We start from the raw sequence: 20315 nt of genomic DNA, 5'->3' as shown, positions 1-20315 counted from the left end.
CGAGTAAGTTATAAGTAAGTTATAAAGAAAAATTTCTTGATTGATAATTGTAATAAGCACTAAGGGGGCTACTAGCTAGTAGCCCCCTTAGTGCTTATATTGATATTTTTATTTTTTATAAATTACCATATTTTTCAAGTTGAGCAATAACTTCTTCCACATCCTTACCCTTAACTGAAACAATTGGTTTATCAGTATCTTCTTCTACATCCTGAATCCCTAACTTATTAGTATCTAAACCACTAACTACTAAGCAGTCTGCTTCTTTATCAGCAGCTTCCATATCCAATACCTGATAACCTTTTTGTTCTAAATAGTCCCTATAGTTTGTCAATCCTTCTTCAATAGCTACTTTCAATTACCCCACCTCCAGAGTTATTAATTCAAAAATATTATTCTCTGAAAGTGATTTAATTATACTTCAGCTTACTTATCTTCCTTGATCTTTCCCCTTAATACCTTCTTGTTTTTTGAACGAGACTTCTTCTGCTCAGTTTTACTAGTTTTATTAATTTGTTGCTTAGATTTTTGCTCATCCTTAGATTTATTATCTTCTTTTTTATCCTGATCTTTTTTAGCTTGCTCTTTCTTTTTATCATTCTCAGATTTTTGAGCTGTATCTTCAATTTTATCCTTAGAATCTGAAAGATTCTTATTTAAAGCTGATTTAGATTCACTTTTTCCTTTAAAGATTGCTCCATCTTCAACAATCAAATTGGAAATCTTGATATCACCAATTAGCTTACCGCTAGAAACAATTACTAACTTATTTTCAGTAATTACATTTCCTTTTATAGTGCCAGCAACCGTTACATTTCTAGCCTCCACATCTGCCTTTAGAACTCCCTCTTCACCAACAACTAGATCCCCTTTTGATATTAATTTACCATTTAATTTACCATCTATTCTTAGAGAGGTTTCAGTATTAATAGTTCCATCAATTTCTGTTCCAGCTCCAATAATTGTTTCCATACTATCTGATTTTACTCGCTTTGATTTTTTTTGCTTCTTTTTTTTATCACCAAATAACATAATAATTACTCCTCCTTATTAGACTTGAATAATTAAATTTAAATACTATTCTATGTATTCTAAAGGATCTACCGGCTTCCCATCTACATGAACCTCATAGTGCAAATGCGGGCCCGTGCTTTGACCAGAGTTCCCTGAATAGGCAATCAATTCACCTCTTTCAACTTTATCGCCTACACTTACATTCAAGCTCTGATTATGCCCATAAAGCGTACGATATCCAAAACCGTGGTCGATAATAACCGTTCTACCATAACCACCTTTCCAGCCTGCTTCTATAACCTTTCCTTCTCCAGTAGCATATATTTCAGTTCCATACCAAACTCCAATATCTAAGCCATTATGAAAAGTTCTTCTACCTGTAACTGGATGGCTTCTATATCCATATTTAGAAGTTATCCTTTTTTCATTAGTCTTAACTGGCCAACCGCTAGGCTTAGAAGCTAAATAATCATTATACTCAACTACTGATTCCTTTAGCCTTTTTAATTCATCTCTTTTTTCAGGGATTAAAGTACTTAATTCTGATAATCGACTTCTAGTACTACTAATTAAAGTAGTAGATTGAGTATTCTCAGGACCCCAGTTTTGATTATAGGAATTATAAGAATTATTATAACCCTCATTATTGTAAGTAATAGTTTCTCCACTTTCAAAGTCCTGATTGACCTGTTGTTCTTCATCTGCATCATCATAATCAATTAATCTTTTTATATTCTGATTAGTTTCCTGAATTTCTCTAAACTCTTTTTCTAAAACTTCAGTTTCTTCAGAAAAAGTATGGAGTTTAGACTTTAATTCCTTATTTCGCTCCTTCACCTGGCTCAAAGAATCAGCTCTTTGCAAAGACATTTTATTTTGTTGATAATAAAAAGCAAATCCTAAGCTACTACCCACTAGCCCTATTAATAAAAAAGTAATTAATAACTTGGGAATAATTCTAGGTAGCTGAAAACTAATTACTTTACCAGTAAGGTGAGGAATAATCTTAATTGTAATTTTCTTTTCTTTATCATAATAAGACATATCTAAAAGATCCCCCTCACAAATCTAAGTTAATTAAAAACTCTCTTAAAATTTTTAATTCGACAAAAAAACGAAATCACCTTTAAATTTTTAAAATAATTAGTCTATTTTACTAAAACTGTTTAAATAATTAAATGAGCTAAAAAAATAGCCACACCAATACTAGGTAATAAATTTCCAACCTTAATCTCAGCCATGCCTAAAATATTAATACAAATACCTATAATTAGCAATCCCCCAGTTGCTGTCATTTCCGCCACAATTTCAGGAGTTAACAAAAATTGTAAACTATTAGCTAACAAAGTGATAGTCCCTTGATAAAATAATACCGATAGGGAGGAAAAAATTACCCCTATTCCCATAGTAGAAGTAAAAGCAATAGCCGAAAAGCCATCTAACATTGATTTAGCATATAGAATATCCGGATTTCCGGTTAAACCATCTTGTATAGCTCCCATGATTGCCATAGCTCCTACACAGTAAATCAGAGTTGTTCTTACAAAAGCCTCAGCAATACCACCGTGACCAACGGCAAACTTACTTTCTAACCAATTACCAAAGTTCTTTAATTTACTTTCTATGCCTAATAATTCACCAATAATACCCCCAATCACTAAACTGAAAATAACTACTGATAGCTGATTACTTTCCAAAGTCATCTCCATTCCTATTAATAAAACGGCTAAACTTAATCCTTGCAACAATGTTTCCTTTAAAGAAGTAGAAAATTTACGTCCTAAACAGATACCTAAGCCACTTCCAACAATAATAGCTACTGTATTTACTATCGTCCCTTTCACTCAATACCACCTCTAGCAAAACAAAAGTCATTTCAACTCTTGAGCAATCTTTTGAATAGCCTTGATCAATTCTTGACAGTCATCTTTAGTATTAAAATTACCTAAACTAATCCTCACAGTTCCTTGATCTATAGTTCCTAATGTTTGATGAGCAAAAGGAGCACAATGCAAACCAGACCTTACCGCAATATTAAAAGCTCTATCCAAGATAAATGCTATTTCATTAGCATTCTTAGGGCCCAAATTAATAGAAAGTACCGGTGCCTGCTTGCTGATATCCTGAGGCCCATAAACTTTAACCTGCTCTATGCTCTGCAGTTCACTCAATAAATAATCAGTCAACTCCAATTTTTTACTTCTTAAAGCATCAACTCCCTTTTCCTGAATATAATTAACTCCAACACCTAGCCCCACTATCCCCACTCCATTAGGAGTTCCACTTTCGTATCTATCAGGAGCTACTTGGGGCTGATAAATAGCTTCAGAATTACTACCTGTTCCTCCTTCTCTTAAAGTAGCTAATTCTAAACCTTTTCTAATATATAAACCGCCAGTTCCCTGCGGGCCTAATAAACCTTTATGGCCAGGAAAGGCCATTAAATCTATCCCCAATGCTTGAACATCAATAGGATAGACACCAGCAGTTTGAGCAGCATCAACTAAAAAAACTATATCTTGTTTATTAGTCAACTCCCCTATTTCTGCAATAGGCATTAAAGTTCCAGTTACATTTGAAGCATGAGTTATAACTACTAATTTAGTATTATTTTGAAGCTCAGTTTTAAAATTTTGCATACTTAATTCTCCAGTTTGAGAATCACAGTTAACTAAGCTTAACTCAATTATACCTTTTTTCTCTAAAAATTTCAAAGGGCGAGTTATTGAATTATGTTCCATAGTAGTAGTTATAACATGGTCACCTTTATCCAAAACACCTTTGATCGCTAAATTTAAAGCATCAGTAGCATTTAAAGTAAAAACAATTTCTGCTGAATCTTGAGCATTAAAAAATTCAGCTAATAACTCTCTGGCTGAAGAAAGCTCTTTATCAGCAGCAACAGCTAATTGATGACTAGAACGACCAGGATTAGCTGCTTTACAACGCATAAATTCATTCATCTTTTCGTAAACAGCTTCTGGCTTTGGAAATGAAGTAGCAGCATTATCTAAATAAATCATTTTTTTGCTCCTTTAATATTAAATATTATTTAGCATTAAATTTAGATAGTAAATCATTTTAAACTAGATGCTAACTAATTGATAACAAAATAGCCTATTTTAGGCAACTATATAACAATTTATATTTATAATTTAACTACATTATATCATTAAGCTATCTAATTTTAAACTTTTTAAAAGAACTATCAAAATTTTTTCAAAATAATATTTTTAATTTATTATTGAATACCAATAAAATAAAGAAGGCTTCCTTCAAGAAATAAAAATCTATAGAGATTTCTACTTTAAAAAACTCAAAAATTGTTTCACGTGAAACAACCTGCTACTTAAATCCCTATTATTACTACTTCGAAGAAGAATGTTTCATATGAAACATTCTTCCATAAAAAACCGTCCCCGCTTACTAAGCAAGGACGATACACTTATTACTATTTTCTAAAGAATATTTATTTATAAGAAGGTTTATCTAGGCTCATCTAATAGTATGTCTATCTTAGAGTATATAAAGTAGTGAAAAAACACTTTTAGCACAAAGTTATACATTTAGGCGCAAATTTACGATTTGAAGAATTTACTCATCCTTTAAAATAGTCAATATCCTATCCAAATCCTTTGTCGAATAATACTCAATAACTATCTGTCCTTTTTCTTCACCATCTTTGATACTCACTTGAGTCCCTAGCTTTTTACGTAAGCTATCCTCAATCATTACTAGGTTAGGATCCTTTTTAGTTACTTCTTTCTTGCTTTTATCTCCTGAATTAGAATTTTCAGCAGTCAGCTTCTTAATTAATCTTTCAGTCTCTCTAACTGTCAACTCATTTTCAATTAATTCCTTCGCTACCTCCTTTTGCTTAACAAAATCATCAAAAGTCAGCAAAGCTCTCACGTGACCAACAGTCAATCTATTATCTGCCAAATCCTTCTGTAATTCAGGAGCTAAATTAAGCAGTCTCAATGAATTAGCTATAGCCGACCGACTCTTACCTACCCTTTCTGCCACTTCAGCCTGAATTAAATCAAACTCATCAATTAACTTTTGATAAGCCTTAGCCTCCTCAATCGGATTTAAATCTTCCCTTTGCAAATTTTCAATTAAAGCTACTTCCATCATTTGCTGTTCATTATAATCTTGAATAATAGCAGGAATACTTTCTAAACCTGCTAATTTAGCTCCCTTCCACCTTCTTTCTCCAGCCACCAACTGATAGCCACCATCACCTTTCTTTCTTAAAGTCACAGGCTGAATTAAACCATGTTCTCGAATAGAAACACTTAATTCTTCTAATAACTTCTTATCAAATCCCTCTCTAGGCTGATAAGGATTAGGCTTAATCTCTTCAACTTCCACCATCTTTACCTCACCTTGCTGAGAAGAATCTGTACTATCCGGAGTAGGAATCAAAGCTTCCAATCCTCTACCTAATCGCTTTTCACTCACAATCTATCACTTCCTTTGCTAAACTTAAGTAAGCCTGAGCTCCCGCAGAAGAACTATCATAAAGATTAATAGGTTGTCCAAAGCTAGGAGCTTCACTCAAACGAACATTACGAGGAATAATCGTTTTATAAACTTGCTCTCCAAAATGATTTTGTACTTCATCTCTAACCTGTTGAGAAAGATTAGTCCGCGCATCATACATCGTTAAGACTACTCCTTCAAGCTCTAAATCTTCATTTAAATTTCCCTTTACTAATTCAATAGTACTTAATAACTGACTTAAGCCTTCTAGTGCATAATATTCACACTGAATAGGAACTAAAATAGAATCAGCAGCTGTAAGGGCATTTAAAGTTAATAAGCTCAAAGAAGGAGGACAGTCTATCAAAACATAATCATAGTCTAAGCTACTCTTTGCAAAGGCTTGTTTTAACCTCTCTTCCCTAGAAAGTTTGGAAACTAACTCTATCTCAGCTCCTGCTAATTCCAAAGTAGCTGGAGCTAAATCAAAGTTAATCAATTCAGTATTAACTATTACCTCTGCTAATAGACAATCATTAACTAAAACATCATAAATACAGTTCTCAATATCATTCTTATTTAAACCTACTCCACTACTGGCATTACCTTGAGGATCTATGTCAATTAATAAAACTTTTTTTCCTAGCTCCACTAAGCTAGCACCTAAGTTAACTGCAGTAGTGCTTTTACCAACTCCACCTTTTTGATTAACAATAGCTATAACTTCTTCCATACCATTCACCTCAAATTATTTATTCTTTGGTAAGCGAATATTAACTTCTATGTAGTCTTCTTGCTCTATTTCTTCGGCTTCTATCTCTAAACCACTATCCTTGATATCATCAATAGTCTTTCTGATAGTATTTAAAGAAAGTCTTACATCATTAAAACATTTAATAATTTTAATTTCATCTTCGGAATCATCTTTATTATTCAGTTCATTCATTATTTCTTCAATTAAGTCTTCAGTTTCTCGAACTGTATATTCTTCCTCTATTGCTTCTTTAATAACTTTTGTTTGTAACTCTTCATTTGGTAGCTTTAATAAAGCTCTAGCATGTCTTTCGCTAACATTGGGATGCTTAGCTAATTGTTGAACTTCTTCTGGTAGCTTCAACAAGCGTAACTTATTAGCAATTGTTGACTGGCTTTTACCAATCTGTTCAGCTAAATCTTTTTGTGTTACATCGAAGTTGCTTAATAGTTTTTGATAACCTGCAGCTTCTTCTAAAAAACCTAAATCCTTTCTCTGTAAGTTTTCTATTAAAGCTATTTCTGCTGTTTCTTTTTCTCCAAACTCTTTTACTATTGCTGGCACTTTCTCTAAATTAATTAATTTACTAGCTCGCAGTCGTCTTTCACCAGCTATTATCTCATAACCTTCCTTTTTCTTTCTAACTGTCAATGGTTGGATAATACCGTGATTTTTAATTGACTCCGCTAGTTCTTTCAATTTTACTTCATCAAAATCAACTCGTGGTTGATAGGGATTAGGACTCAACTCCTCTATCGGTATTTCCTCAATACTTACCTGTTCTTCTTCAAAATCTTCTTGTTCATCCCTCCTTCGTTGCTTTTCTCCATTTCTAAACCCTAATAAATCTGTTAATCGATTTTTCATTAACAACCCTCACTTTTTGAGATATTAGTTTAATTTATTCTGTAAGTAAGTTTAGATTTCCTTCTTTATTTAGCTTTTTATTTCTTTTTTTCTATAAAAAGGAAATTATTTTACTGGTAACGTATAGTTTAAAAATAAAACATTATCGGTCTATTGTTGCACTCTAACGAAGTCTGGGTACCCCTAGGGGATTATGTTATCGTGAAAAATCAATTTCATTATCAGCACGGCCAAATAGGTGTTTCTAAGCGATATTAAAGATTATTTGTTAATGCTTCTTAACGAATCGGAGCTAAAATAAGAGCTGGTTTAGCCAATTTTTCCAATTAAAATTGGCTTGCTCTTATTTTAGTGGAGATGAGTTTTAGAAGCATCAAATAATCTTTTCTAGCGTGAAACACCTATTTGGCCCCCTACGCCAACGCAACAATATAACAATGTTGTTAAACAATCGGACTTTGCTTAGGAATTCCAGCTCGACGAGGATAGTCTAGAGGGGTCTTAGCTATTTTATTAATAATCACTAAACTCCTTTCAATTTCTGTGTGAGGAAGATTAACAGTTTTAACATCAACAAACTCAGCTCCTAATTTTTCCACTGCTCTACTCGCATCAATTACCTCATCCTTAATGGCATCTCCTTTTTGAGCAATAAAGAAAGCACCAACCTTTAAAAAAGGAAGCACATATTCACTTAATACTTCTAGAGAAGCTACAGCTCTAGCGACTCCTACCTTGAACTTTTCTCTATAATTACTATCTTGGCCATAATCTTCAGCCCGCCCATGTAAAAATTCAATATCTTGTAGTTCTAATTCCCTACTTAAAGCTCTCAAAAAAGATACTTTTTTCTTAGTTGAATCCAATAGTACCAATTTTAACTCCGGATAAATAATTTTAAGAGGTAAACCAGGAAATCCAGCTCCCGTTCCTACATCAATCAATTTATCTTTATCATTCAAAAACTTCATAGCTTTTAAGCAGGAAAGAGAATCCAGAAAATGCTTAACTATAATCTCCTGATCATCTTCAATAGCAGTTAAGTTTATCTTTTGATTCCATTCTTGTAAAAAGTCTTTGTAATCCATAAACTGTCTAACCTGTTTTTCCTTTAGTTTAATTCCAAGCTCTGCTGCTCCAGAAATTAATAGTTCTTTATTATTCATGCTGATTCTCCTTTGTAACCTCTCTTTTTAACTTCTGCAGATAAACCACCAGTAAAGATATATCTGCTGGTGTTACTCCGGCAATCCGTGATGCCTGCCCCACAGAAATAGGCTCTACCTTTTTCAATTTTTCCAAAGCCTCTGCTGATAAGCCTTCTATCTGCTCATAATCTATCTCCTCAGGAATCTGCTGTTCTTCTAATTCTTTCTTTTTCTCTATCTGTTTAAGCTGTTTTTTGATATATCCTTCGTACTTTAACTGAATTTCTACTTGTTTTATCACTTCGGGAGCCAAGTCTGCTCGTTCTTTATCCAATCCAGCTAATTTTTCGTAGTTTAATTCCGGTCTTCTTAATAAGCGACCTAAAGTATCATCTCGGCTAATTTCTGTGGAGTCTACTTTACGTAAATAGGACTGTACCTCATCTTCAGGATAAATTTTATAATTCTTTAACCGCTGCTTTTCTTGCTCAATGGCCTCTTTTTTAGCTTTAAATTTTTGATATCGTTTTTCTGTAATTAAGCCTAGCTGATAACCTAAAGGAGTTAAACGTAGATCAGCATTATCCTGTCTTAAAACTAAGCGATATTCAGCTCTAGAGGTCAGCATTCGATAAGGCTCATTAGTCCCCTTAGTAACTAAATCATCAATTAAGACACCAATGTACGCTTCGGAACGCTTTAAAATAACCGCTTCCTCTCCTTGGAGTTGACGCATAGCATTAATCCCAGCTATTAAACCCTGAGCTCCTGCTTCCTCGTAGCCAGATGTGCCGTTAATCTGACCAGCAGTATATAGACCCTTAATTACTTTGGTCTCTAAGGTAGGCTTTAATTGCAAGGGATTAACGCAGTCATACTCAATAGCATAGCCCGGTCGAATAATCTTAGCCTCTTCAAAACCCGGTAAGCTATGTAACATTTTGACTTGGATACTTTCGGGTAAGCAGGTAGAAAATCCAGAAAGATACATCTCAAAAATATACTCTCCTTCTGGTTCTACAAAAATTTGATGACGTTCCTTTTCGGGATACTTCATTACCTTATCTTCAATAGAAGGACAATATCGCGGGCCCTCCCCTTCAATATCTCCTGCGTAAAGAGGAGATAAATCGATATTATCTCTAATTATTTGATGAGTTTTCTCATTAGTCCTGACTAACCAACAAGGAACCTGCTCTTTTAATTGGGTGCTGCTTAGCTCAGTAAAAGAAAAAGAGATATCTCCTTCGCTACCTGGCTGCTTAATCAACTGGGAAAAATCAATAGTTCGCTTATCTACTCGCGGAGAAGTACCTGTTTTAAAGCGACGTAGCTCAAAACCTAATTCCTCTAAATGCTCCGATAAAGCATTAGCTGGAAACTGATGATGCGGGCCCGAGTTAAATGAATGATCACCGATAATAATAGATCCTTTCAGAAAGGTACCCGTAGTTAAGATTATCTTTTTTCCATAAAATTCAATCCCAGTCTTTAGTTTAACTCCTTTAACTACCCCGTCTCCCACTAATAGTTCAGTCACAATCCCCTGCCTAATATTCAAGTTTTCCTCTTCTTCTAATACTCTTTTCATATTTAAGCTATAGCTCTTTTTATCAGCTTGAGCTCTTAGAGAACGTACTGCTGGCCCCTTACCGGTATTCAGCATTCTTAACTGAATAAAGGACCTATCTATATTCTTAGCCATCTCTCCCCCTAAGGCATCTATCTCTCTTACTATTTGACTTTTAGCGGGCCCGCCAATAGCAGGATTACAAGCCATTAAAGCTATATTATCCAAATCAACGGTTAAAGCTAAGGTATCCCCACCTAGTCTAGCTGCTGCTAAGGCTGCTTCAGCTCCAGCATGTCCAGCTCCTACTACAATTACATCATATTCCTTCATTCCTTATCCGCTCCTTGTTGCCTTAATTCTTCTAAATAGATCATCAATACCGAAATATCGGCCGGAGAAACTCCAGCAATTCGAGAAGCTTGACCTAAAGAAACCGGCTCTATTTCTGCTAGTTTTTCCCGTGATTCCATCTTTAAATTCTCCAATTGATAATAGTCTATATCCTCCGGTAGCTTTTTCTCTTCCATCTGTTTAAACTTTGCTACCTGTTTTAACTGTCTTTTAATATATCCTTCGTACTTAGTTTCGATCTCTATCTGTTCTTTAACCTTTTTAGGTAGCTTTGGTAACTGTTGATCAAACTGTTTTAAAGTATCATAGTCTATCTCGGGACGTTTTAATAGATCAGTTAAAAATACGGCCTTTTTTAAGCCCCCACTCTCTAAATCCTTCAATTTTTCTCTAACTTCCTTAGTAGGAGTAATTTGAACTTCTCCCAAGTACTCCTGAGTCTCTTTAATCTGTTTTTCTTTTTCTTTTAACTGCTGATAAACAGACTTATCTATTAAACCTATCTCATAGCCAAGAGGAGTTAAACGTAAATCAGCATTATCCTGTCTTAAAATCAAACGATATTCTGCTCTAGAAGTCAGCATTCGATAAGGCTCATTAGTTCCCTTGGTAACTAAATCATCGATTAAGACACCAATATAGGCTTCGGAACGCTTTAAAATGATAGGCTCTTGGTCTTGTAACTTCCGTACAGCATTAATTCCCGCCATTAATCCTTGAGCAGCTGCCTCCTCATAACCAGAAGTACCATTAATTTGGCCAGCAGTATATAAACCCTCTATTCGTTTAGTTTCTAAGGTTGGTTTTAGCTGAGCTGGAGGTAAGTAATCGTATTCCACAGCATAAGCAGGCCGCATAATTTCTGCTGACTCCATTCCCGGTACACTGCGCAAAATTTTCAACTGTTCCTCTTCAGGCATAGCGGTAGTTAATCCATTAACATACATTTCATTAGTATTCAAACCTTCAGGTTCAATAAAAATCTGATGGCTAGTTTTATCGGGAAAACGCATAATTTTCCGGTCTATGGAAGGACAGTATCTCGGGCCCTCCCCCTCTACAATACCCGTATTCAAAGGTGATTTAGCGATATTATTTTCAATAACCTGCTTTGTTTTTTCTCCAGTATAGGTTAACCAGCAAGGAATCTGTTCTCTTTCGGCCCTCTTTTCAGTAAAAGAAAACTGTAAGGGTTGATCAGAACTACGGTGAATAGTTAACTTAGCAAAATCTAAAGAATTCCTATTAACTCGCGGCGGAGTAGCTGTTTGAAAGCGCTCTAAAGTAAAACCAAGTCTGGCTAAACTTTTAGAAAGCTCTACCGCTGCAAACTCACCCTGTCTTCCGCCCACATACTTAGTCTCACCAATAATTACCTTCCCGCCTAAGGAAGTGCCGGTAGTTAAGATCACCTTATCAGCTTGATAGTCCATTCCGGTAATAGTCTTTACTCCCGTAACTTGATTATTTTCAGCGGTTATCTCAGTTACTACAGTCTGTTTTAAGTCCAAGTTCTCTTGAGCTTGAATAGTCTTAGTCATTTCCAATTGATAAAGATGCTTATCAGCCTGGGCCCGTAAAGCATGCACCGCCGGGCCCTTAGCAGTATTTAACATCCTGATATTTATATAAGTTTTATCAATATTTTTAGCCATCTCTCCACCCAAAGCATCTATCTCTCTGACAATATGCCCCTTAGCAGGTCCGCCAATCGAAGGATTACAGGGCATCAAAGCAATATGATCAGCATTTAAAGTCAATAATAGAGTTTTACAACCCAGCCTAGCTGCCGCCAAAGCCGCTTCAGAACCGGCATGTCCAGCTCCAATAACTATCACTTCATAGTTATTCACCACAAATCACTCCCAATAATTAAGTTCTACTTACCTAAACAAAAATCAGCAAATATTTGATCAATAATATCCTCACCCACAGTATCTCCGGTAATCTTACCTAACTCTTCTAAAGCAGCCTTTAAATCTATAGTTAAAAAATCAGCCGGTAAATCCTGGGCTAGAGTCTCTTGAACAGTCAGTAAATACTCATAAGCAGCTTCTAAAGCCTCTTGATGACGTAAACTAGTTACTAAAGTTTGGTCGTTAGCTTCCACCTGACCAGCAAAGACTAATTCCGAAATCAGCTCCTCCAAATCGTTAATTCCTATCTCTTCAGTAGCTGATACTTCAATCACTCTCTCAGTAGCTAATTCCTTCTTTAATGTCTCCACATCTAAATTACTCTCTAAATCTATCTTATTAAGTACTACTATGGTATCCTTATCCGCTGCCAAATCCATTACTTCTCTATCTTCTTCAGTAACACCTAAATTAGCATCTAAGACTAATAATACTAAGTCAGCCTTTTGTAAAAATTTCTGTGATCTGGCAACTCCAATTTTCTCCACTTCATCCTCAGCCTCTCTAATTCCAGCTGTATCCATAATTTTAAGAGGTATTCCCTGAATATTAATAACTTCTTCAATTACATCCCGAGTTGTTCCCGGAATTTCAGTCACAATAGCTCTATTTTCTCTTAATAAAGCATTTAAAAGGCTAGACTTACCAACATTAGGCCGGCCCACAATAGCCGTTTGAATTCCTTCTTTAATTATTCTTCCCTTTTTACTAGTAGCTAATAAATCTTCAACTGATTCTAAAACTTCACTTAACCTTTCTTCAACCTCAGCAAAGCTAAAACCTTCTATTTCATCCTCAGGAAAATCAATTGAAGCCTCAAGGTTAGCTAATAAAGTTAATAGCTTACTTCGAATATCTTCAATTTGTTTCGATAATCCACCTTCCAATTGATCCATAGCTACTTGCAAGCCAGCTTCAGTCTTAGAAGTAATTACATCCATAATAGCTTCAGCTTGGGAAAGATCAATCCTTCCGTTCAAAAAAGCTCGCTTAGAAAACTCTCCCGGTTCAGCCAGTCTAGCTCCCATATCCAAAACTAAACTTAAGATTTTACGCAAAGGAACACTACCTCCATGGCAGTGAATTTCAACTATATCCTCTTGAGTATAAGTCTTAGGGGCCTTCATAACTAAGCAGATAACCTCATCAACTACCTGCTCTATTTCAGGTTCTATTATATGCCCATAGTGAGCTGTATAAGCAGCCACTTCTTTCAAGTTCTGCTTAGGCTTAGCATACGCTTTAAAAATCTGATCAACTATTGAAATAGCCTCAGCTCCACTAACTCTAACTATACCAATGCCGCCTTCACCAACTGCAGTAGAAATGGCAGCAATAGTATCCTTAAAATACAATTCAATCACCTCTCTTAACTCTAAATTATCCCAATTACCATTACTTAATTCAACTTTAAATTTTTAAAACCCAGTAGAAATTCTACTGGGTTCTATCAATCAACAAACTATTGAGCTACAATAACAACCTTCCTATAAGGATCTTCACCTTCACTATGAGTCTTCACTTGAGAATCACTCTGTAGAGCACTATGAATAATTCTTCTCTCATGAGGAGGCATCGGCTCTAAAACAACCTTCTTATTTTTAGCTTTAGCCTTATCGGCTAGTCTTAAAGCTAAATCACGTAAAGTTTCTTTGCGACGTTCTCTATATCCTTCAGCATCAATAACTACTCTTAAACGATAATCATCATCATACTTATTAACAGCTAAATTAGCTAAATATTGTAGAGCATCTAAGGTTTTACCTCGCCTACCGATTACAATCCCTAAATTAGATCCCGTTAAATTAATTACTACCTGTTCATCATTTGACCTATCCGCTAACTTTTCAACTTTAATATCTAAATTCATATTAGCAATTACATCTTCCATAAATTCAACGGCCTTCTTGCTTTTATCCTCTTTTTTCTTCACCTTAACTTTAGCATTTTTTCCGCCAATAATTCCTAAAAAACCTTCGCTTCCTTCATCTAAAACCTCTACTTCTACCCTATCTCTGCTAGTGGCTAATTTATTCAAAGCCTTTTCTAAAGCTTGATCAACGGTATTTCCTTCTTGAATTATTTCTTCCATTCTAGCTTGACTCCCCCTTTATAGTTATTGGTTCTCTATATATGATATACTGCTGAAGAACCATTAATAAATTAGAAGTAAACCAATATACTAAAACTCCAGCTGGTAAACGAGAACCAATAGCTACTATAAATAAAGGCATAAATAACATAATCTTATTACCAGAATCAGATCCAGACATCTTTCTTTGTAAAGTAGACTGCCCTAGCATCACTAATCCAGTCAAAATAACCAATATAAAGTCCGGTTCTGCTAAGTTAGCAATCCACAAAAAATCAACACCTTCTAAGGCAGGAAACTCCTGTAAGGCCCTAAATAAAGCTAACAAAATAGGCATCTGTATCAAAAGAGGTAAACAACCCGCAGCAGGATTAACCTTATTCTTTTTATATAATTCCATTACTTTTTCTTGATATTTTTTAGGCTCATCCTCATACTTTTCCTTTAACTTATTCATCTCAGGCTGCAGCTTCTGCATAGCTTTCATCGAACGAGTCTGTTTAGATATTAAAGGGAATAGAATTATTTTAATTATAATCGTTAATAAAATAATAGCTAAACCGTAGCTATTAGTGAAACCATAAAAAAAATCGAGAGACTGAGTCATCAAATTACCTAACCATCCAAAAAAATCACCAAAAACTCCTAGAATTCCTAATGAAATTAAATTCAACAAATTTTACAACCTCCTCAATCAATTATAAATATTACTTAATTAATACAAAATACTTTAACTTTAAGTTATAAGAACTGTCAGTTCTATTCAACTGGATCATACCCACCCGAATTAAAGGGATGACATGATAAAATCCTTCTAATACTCATTAAACTCCCCTTAAAAAAACCATACTTATTAATAGCACTAAGAGCATAATTAGAGCAAGTAGGATAAAATCTACATTTACCAGGTTGCCAAGGCGAAATAATCTTTTGATAAAGCTTAATTAATATAGATATTATATAAACTAACATTATTAATAACCTCACCTAAATTTATTTAAACAAAGAAGCTCTTATAAATAAATTAAAGACTGCAGCTTTAATTTCTTTATAAGAAGCTCCAGCAATTCCTTTTCTAGCAATAATAATTAAGTCAATCCCCGAAACTAAATCATTTTTATTTTTACGGTAGATTTCTTTAAAAATTCTTTTAATTCTATTTCTAATAACAGCCTTACCAATTTTTTTACTAATACTAAAACCAATTCTCCTTTTATTACCTCCATTTTTTAAAAAGTATAGCACTACAAATTCATTTGCTATTGAGTTTCCCTGCTCATAAACTCTTTTAAATTGATGGTTTTTAGTTAACCGTTCCGATTTAGGAAACGTCTTATTACTTTTTTTCATATAAATAAATGCACCTCTATATAAATTCAATTATAGAAAATAAACAAAAAATAAATCTATAAAAAATTAAATCTTCTCCACTATATAAATTATAGTTATTTATTACCTTCCTGTCAAGATATATTAAAAAATGATCCCTTGCTTTTAATAAATATATTCTACAATCATGAGTTAATCTAAGTATAAGATTATAAAAATACCTTAAATTATTGTTGATAATTTATTAATGATTTGTTATTATTATGGTACCTAATTAAAATAATAAATAGATTATCCTTATTAATTAAATTTAGAAAATTAAGCAGTTATCAGATTTAAAAGTTATTCACAAGTTATTAACAGTCCTGTGGATAACTTATATCTGATATATTTTTTTTGCCTTTTTATATCTAATAAAAATAATATTTAGTATAATATTGTGGATAAAGTAGTAATTTATTGTGGATAAAGCGTCTATTAGTTGTAATCACAAGATTATAATTGAATATTTTGGGTAAAATATAAATAATTACCTTCAAAGTGTTTGCAAAAAAATCCTGTGGATAACTTTTAATTTGTTAGGAGGTTTGATTTTATGACCAATAAAAACTTAAATAAAATTTGGCGAGAAAGCCTAGAAATATTTAAAGCTAAGTTAAGCAAACCAAGTTTTGAAACTTGGTTAAAATCTACTAAATTACTATCTATTAAAGATAATGCTGCTATAATTGAAGTACCTAATGAATTTTCTAGAGACTGGCTGGAAACAAGATACTCTGATTTAATTGAAGAAACTATTAATAAGTTAATAGATAAAAATTTAGATGTTAAATTTATAATTCCTCAAGAAAGAGAAAAAGAAATTGTAATTTCAGATAATAATGAATCACCAGAAAAAGATTTACAAGAAAACGATTTAAATACTCCTTTAAACCCCAAATATACTTTTGATACCTTTGTTATAGGAAGTAGTAATCGTTTTGCTCATGCAGCTTCTTTAGCAGTAGCAGAAGCTCCAGCAAAAGCATATAATCCTTTATTTATTTATGGAGATGTAGGTTTAGGTAAAACTCATTTAATGCATGCCATTGGACATTATATTCAAGAACATAATTCAAACCTCAAAGTTGCTTATGTTACTTCGGAAAAATTCACCAACGAATTAATTAACTCAATTCGTGATGACCAAGCGATTAATTTTAGAAATAAATATAGAAGTATGGATATTTTGCTAATAGATGATATTCAGTTTTTAGCTGGTAAAGAAAGAACTCAAGAAGAATTTTTTCATACTTTCAACACCTTACATGAAGCAAATAAACAAATAATAATCTCTAGTGATCGTCCTCCAAAAGAAATACCTACTTTAGAAGAAAGATTAAGATCTAGATTTGAGTGGGGATTAATTACTGATATTCAAGAGCCTGATTTAGAGACTAGAATTGCTATTTTGCGTAAAAAAGCAACGTTAGAAGATCTAAGTGTACCTAATGAAGTGATAGTTTATATTGCTAATCAAATTCATTCTAATATTAGAGAATTAGAAGGAGCATTGGTTAGAGTAGTTGCTTATTCATCCTTAGCTGAAAATGACATCACTATTGAATTAGCTCAAAAAGCTTTAAAAGATATTGTTCCCACTACCTCAGAACCCAAAGAAATAACAATTGAACTAATTCAAAAAATAGTTACAGACTATTATGAATTAGATATGAAAGATATGAAGTCTAAAAAAAGAACTAGAGCAATAACTTTTCCTAGACAAATAGCTATGTATATTGCTAGGAAAATAACTGACTCTTCTTTACCTAAAATAGGCGAAAAATTTGGAGGTAAAGACCATACTACAGTTTTACATGCTTATGAAAAAATTAATAAACAAATTAAAGAAGATAAAGAACTTAACAGCACTATAAAAAAGTTAATTAATAGAGTTAAAATTTAAAAAAATACCTGTGGATAACCCTGTGGATTACCTGTGGATAACTTGTGGATGAATTGTTAATAACTAATAGGTTTTTAATGAGCTGTGGATAAGCCGCACTTATCCACAATCCGCCCACAATCTATCCACAAGCATCCTCCCTGTTATTTCAAGGGTTTATTAGACTTTTCCACATATCCACAACCCCCTATTACTACTACTAGCATGTTTTATTATATATAAACATGTAGTAATAATAGTAATAGATGCTTTGATTTATTGTTGATAACTTTTTGGAGGAGGAAATAATTATGGAAATAAAAATTAATCAAAAAGAATTTTATAATGGGATTCAGACTGTTCGAAAAGCTGTTTCTACTAACAATGCTTTACCAATTTTATCAGGAATATTAATTAAAACAGAAAAAGATAAACTAAAGCTGGTTGCTACTGATTTAGAGTTAGGAATAGAATGTACTGTTGAAGCAAATATTCTCGAAAAAGGAGCTGTAGTATTACCTGCTACTTATTTAGCTAATATTATTAGAGAATTACCAAAAGAAAAATTAAAATTAAAAGTAAACTCCAATAATAATACTAAGATTGAATTTAAAAGATCTCAGTTTAAAATTAATGGATCTCCAGCTGATGAATTTCCTTTGCTTCCTGAAATTGAATCAGGTATTAATTACACTTTATCTTCAGCTTTTTTTAAGGATATGATAAATCGAACTAAATTTGCAACTTCTCAAGATGAAAGTAGACCTTTTTTAACAGGCGGCTTATTATTAATAGAAAATAATGAATTAAAAATGATTGCTACTGATTCATATAGATTAGCTTATTCAAATTCTAGATTAGATAAAGAGTTTAAAAATAGTGAAGTAATTATACCTAGTAAAACTTTAGAAGAATTAAGTAAATTACTGACTTCGGAAGAAGAAGAAGAAATAAAGGTAGTAATTACAGAAAATCAAATATTATTTAATTTTTTAAATATAACTTTAATTTCAAGGTTAATTGAAGGGCAGTTTCCTAGTTATCAACAAGTACTTCCAGATAGCTCCAAAACCGAAGTTGAAATTGATAAGAATCAATTATTAAATGCAACTAAGAGAGCTTCTTTGTTAGCAAAAGATAATTCAAATATTATTAAAGTTGAATTAAAAGATAATTTTTTGATAATTAAGTCTAATTCACCAGAAGTTGGTGAATCATATGAACAAATAAAGGTTGATCAGAAAGGTGAGAATACAGAAATTGCTTTTAATGCTAGTTATTTGATTGATGTTTTGAAGGTGATTGAAGAAGAAAAGGTGTTAATGAATTTATCTGGTTCTTTAAATCCAGGAGTAATCAAAGAAATTGACAACAATGATTATATTTATATAATTATGCCTGTCAGGTCAGCTTAACAAACTAATACAATAGGAGTGATAGTATTGAAAAAGATAATTATTAATACAGATACAATTGAACTAGATCAATTTCTAAAGTGGGCTAACTTAGCTTCTACTGGTGGTGAAGCTAAATCAATGATAAAAAAAGGGAATGTAATGGTTAACGGTGAAATAGAGAAAAGGCGTAGTACAACCCTATCTGCAAAAGATATAATTAAAGTGGCAGATGAAAAGTATCAAATAATTGTTAATGGATAGGGGTGAAAAATAAGTTTGTACTTAACTGGTCTTTTTTTAAATAATTTTAGGAACTATAATACTTTAGAATTAAATTTAAATAAAAATCTAAATTTATTTATAGGAAATAATGCTCAGGGAAAGACTAATATATTGGAAGCAATATATCTATTGAGCACAGGTAATTCACATAGAACTAATATTACCTCGGAAATGATAAACTGGAACCAAGAGAAAGCTTATGTTAAGGGTGAAGTATCAAGAAAAGAACGAAATTTTAGTATAGAATTATTGATTGAAAATAGAGGAAAAAAAGCAAAGGTTAATTCTAACTCTTTAAAAAAGATTAATGAACTACTGGGCTATTTAAATACTATTATATTTTCTCCGGAAGATTTAGAATTAGTGAAAGGTAGTCCTGCTGGAAGAAGAAAGTTTATTAATTTAGAGATTTCTCAAGTTAATTCCTATTATCGTCATAATTTAAAGGAGTACAATAAAGTTTTAAAACAAAGAAATAATTTATTAAAGGACATCAGAGAAAAACATAGTAGTCAAGAAATGTTAGGTGTTTGGGATCAGCAATTAATTGATTTAGGAAGTAAAGTAATTCTTAAGCGCTTAGAAACAGTAGAAAAACTAGGAATTTTAGCTAGACTGATGCATCGTAAAATAACAGACGGCTCAGAAACATTAAAGTTAAAGTATAAATCCTCTTTAGATTTAAGTAATGATTTGAGCTTATCAGAAATTAAAGATAAATTCGATAAAAAAATTAAAAGTTTTCGTCAACAAGAAATAGATAAAGGATACAGTATAGTTGGCCCTCATCGTGATGATATGCTTTTTGAAGTTAATGATATAAATATTAGAAAATATGGTTCACAAGGCCAGCAAAGAACTACTGCTTTAGCTTTAAAATTAGCGGAATTAGAGTTTATGAAATCTGAAATTGGAGAGTATCCAATACTATTATTGGACGATGTATTTTCTGAATTAGATGGTAAACGGTGCCATTATCTATTAAAAGTCATTAAAAATAAAGTACAAACTTTCATAACTAGCACTAAAGTAAATAAAGAATTAAGTAAGCTAGATTTAAATAAAAGTTTTTATCGTATAAAAAAAGGAACCTTAACTTCAATATAAAGATTACTTTAAATTACAATGTTTAGAAAGTTATTTCTGCTTTTACATAATTGCTATTACTGTATTATTATAGTTG

The 20315-nt window shown here is 32.7% G+C and carries 20 protein-coding genes; 4 read left to right on the top strand and 16 right to left on the bottom strand.

The window, feature by feature from the left end:
* Window positions 1-115: 115 nt before the first annotated feature.
* From MWH30_RS05680 to rnpA, 16 genes are all read right to left on the bottom strand, one after another.
* The gene (locus MWH30_RS05680; RefSeq protein WP_248663087.1) at window positions 116-358 is read right to left on the bottom strand and encodes a YkuS family protein; all 243 of its coding nucleotides are present in this window, start codon (window positions 356-358) and stop codon (window positions 116-118) included.
* 68 nt (window positions 359-426) lie between these two features.
* A complete protein-coding gene (locus MWH30_RS05675) occupies window positions 427-1032 on the bottom strand; it encodes a bactofilin family protein (protein WP_248663086.1) in 606 nt (201 codons plus the stop codon).
* 45 nt (window positions 1033-1077) lie between these two features.
* On the bottom strand, window positions 1078-2058 hold the full coding sequence (locus MWH30_RS05670) for a M23 family metallopeptidase (protein ID WP_248663085.1): 981 nt from the start codon (window positions 2056-2058) through the stop codon (window positions 1078-1080).
* Window positions 2059-2180: 122 nt separating this feature from the next.
* On the bottom strand, window positions 2181-2858 hold the full coding sequence (locus tag MWH30_RS05665; protein ID WP_248663084.1) for a DUF554 domain-containing protein: 678 nt from the start codon (window positions 2856-2858) through the stop codon (window positions 2181-2183).
* A 27-nt stretch (window positions 2859-2885) separates the two neighbouring features.
* Window positions 2886-4037: an aminotransferase class V-fold PLP-dependent enzyme gene (locus MWH30_RS05660; protein WP_248663083.1), complete on the bottom strand. Its 1152-nt coding sequence runs from the start codon at window positions 4035-4037 to the stop codon at window positions 2886-2888.
* A 571-nt stretch (window positions 4038-4608) separates the two neighbouring features.
* Window positions 4609-5481 carry a ParB/RepB/Spo0J family partition protein gene (locus tag MWH30_RS05655; RefSeq protein ID WP_372494139.1) on the bottom strand — a complete coding sequence of 291 codons (873 nt, stop codon included), beginning with the start codon at window positions 5479-5481 and terminating at the stop codon, window positions 4609-4611.
* On the bottom strand, window positions 5471-6232 hold the full coding sequence (locus tag MWH30_RS05650) for a ParA family protein (protein WP_248663081.1): 762 nt from the start codon (window positions 6230-6232) through the stop codon (window positions 5471-5473). The genes MWH30_RS05655 and MWH30_RS05650 overlap by 11 nt, the downstream gene beginning before the upstream one ends.
* A 15-nt stretch (window positions 6233-6247) precedes the next feature.
* A complete protein-coding gene (gene noc, locus MWH30_RS05645; RefSeq protein ID WP_248663080.1) occupies window positions 6248-7120 on the bottom strand; it encodes a nucleoid occlusion protein in 873 nt (290 codons plus the stop codon).
* Between the two features lie 443 nt (window positions 7121-7563).
* Complete coding sequence (gene rsmG / locus MWH30_RS05640) at window positions 7564-8286, bottom strand: 16S rRNA (guanine(527)-N(7))-methyltransferase RsmG (RefSeq protein WP_248663079.1); 723 nt, start codon at window positions 8284-8286, stop codon at window positions 7564-7566.
* Window positions 8279-10171 (bottom strand): tRNA uridine-5-carboxymethylaminomethyl(34) synthesis enzyme MnmG, encoded by a 1893-nt coding sequence (gene mnmG, locus MWH30_RS05635; RefSeq protein WP_248663078.1) that lies wholly within the window; start codon window positions 10169-10171, stop codon window positions 8279-8281. Before mnmG (MWH30_RS05635) ends, rsmG begins: the two co-directional genes overlap by 8 nt.
* Window positions 10168-12045: a tRNA uridine-5-carboxymethylaminomethyl(34) synthesis enzyme MnmG gene (gene mnmG / locus MWH30_RS05630; RefSeq protein ID WP_248663077.1), complete on the bottom strand. Its 1878-nt coding sequence runs from the start codon at window positions 12043-12045 to the stop codon at window positions 10168-10170. The genes mnmG (MWH30_RS05635) and mnmG (MWH30_RS05630) overlap by 4 nt, the downstream gene beginning before the upstream one ends.
* A 26-nt stretch (window positions 12046-12071) precedes the next feature.
* Entirely contained in the window at window positions 12072-13463 is a 1392-nt protein-coding gene (gene mnmE, locus MWH30_RS05625) for a tRNA uridine-5-carboxymethylaminomethyl(34) synthesis GTPase MnmE (protein WP_248663076.1), read from the bottom strand.
* Between the two features lie 107 nt (window positions 13464-13570).
* A complete protein-coding gene (gene jag / locus MWH30_RS05620; RefSeq protein WP_248663075.1) occupies window positions 13571-14200 on the bottom strand; it encodes an RNA-binding cell elongation regulator Jag/EloR in 630 nt (209 codons plus the stop codon).
* A gap of 1 nt (window position 14201) precedes the next feature.
* Entirely contained in the window at window positions 14202-14873 is a 672-nt protein-coding gene (locus tag MWH30_RS05615) for a YidC/Oxa1 family membrane protein insertase (protein ID WP_248663074.1), read from the bottom strand.
* An 86-nt stretch (window positions 14874-14959) separates the two neighbouring features.
* Window positions 14960-15172, bottom strand: a complete 213-nt coding sequence (gene yidD, locus MWH30_RS05610) for a membrane protein insertion efficiency factor YidD (RefSeq protein ID WP_248663073.1) — start codon at window positions 15170-15172, stop codon at window positions 14960-14962.
* Window positions 15173-15193: 21 nt separating this feature from the next.
* The gene (gene rnpA, locus MWH30_RS05605) at window positions 15194-15550 is read right to left on the bottom strand and encodes a ribonuclease P protein component (RefSeq protein WP_248663072.1); all 357 of its coding nucleotides are present in this window, start codon (window positions 15548-15550) and stop codon (window positions 15194-15196) included.
* Between the two features lie 574 nt (window positions 15551-16124).
* On the opposite strand from rnpA, the gene dnaA reads away from it, so the two are divergent.
* From dnaA to recF, 4 genes are all read left to right on the top strand, one after another.
* A complete protein-coding gene (dnaA, locus tag MWH30_RS05600) occupies window positions 16125-17474 on the top strand; it encodes a chromosomal replication initiator protein DnaA (protein ID WP_248663071.1) in 1350 nt (449 codons plus the stop codon).
* 290 nt (window positions 17475-17764) lie between these two features.
* Entirely contained in the window at window positions 17765-18868 is a 1104-nt protein-coding gene (gene dnaN, locus MWH30_RS05595; protein ID WP_248663070.1) for a DNA polymerase III subunit beta, read from the top strand.
* 27 nt (window positions 18869-18895) lie between these two features.
* On the top strand, window positions 18896-19111 hold the full coding sequence (locus MWH30_RS05590; RefSeq protein ID WP_248663069.1) for an RNA-binding S4 domain-containing protein: 216 nt from the start codon (window positions 18896-18898) through the stop codon (window positions 19109-19111).
* Between the two features lie 15 nt (window positions 19112-19126).
* A complete protein-coding gene (recF, locus tag MWH30_RS05585) occupies window positions 19127-20239 on the top strand; it encodes a DNA replication/repair protein RecF (protein WP_248663068.1) in 1113 nt (370 codons plus the stop codon).
* The last annotated feature ends 76 nt before the right edge of the window (window positions 20240-20315 follow it).

It is taken from the genome of Fuchsiella alkaliacetigena, from assembly GCF_023227765.1.
GTDB lineage: Bacteria > Bacillota > Halanaerobiia > Halobacteroidales > Acetohalobiaceae > Fuchsiella > Fuchsiella alkaliacetigena.
Note: the sequence above shows the minus strand (reverse complement) of the source record. Positions and strands in the feature narration are given on the sequence as shown.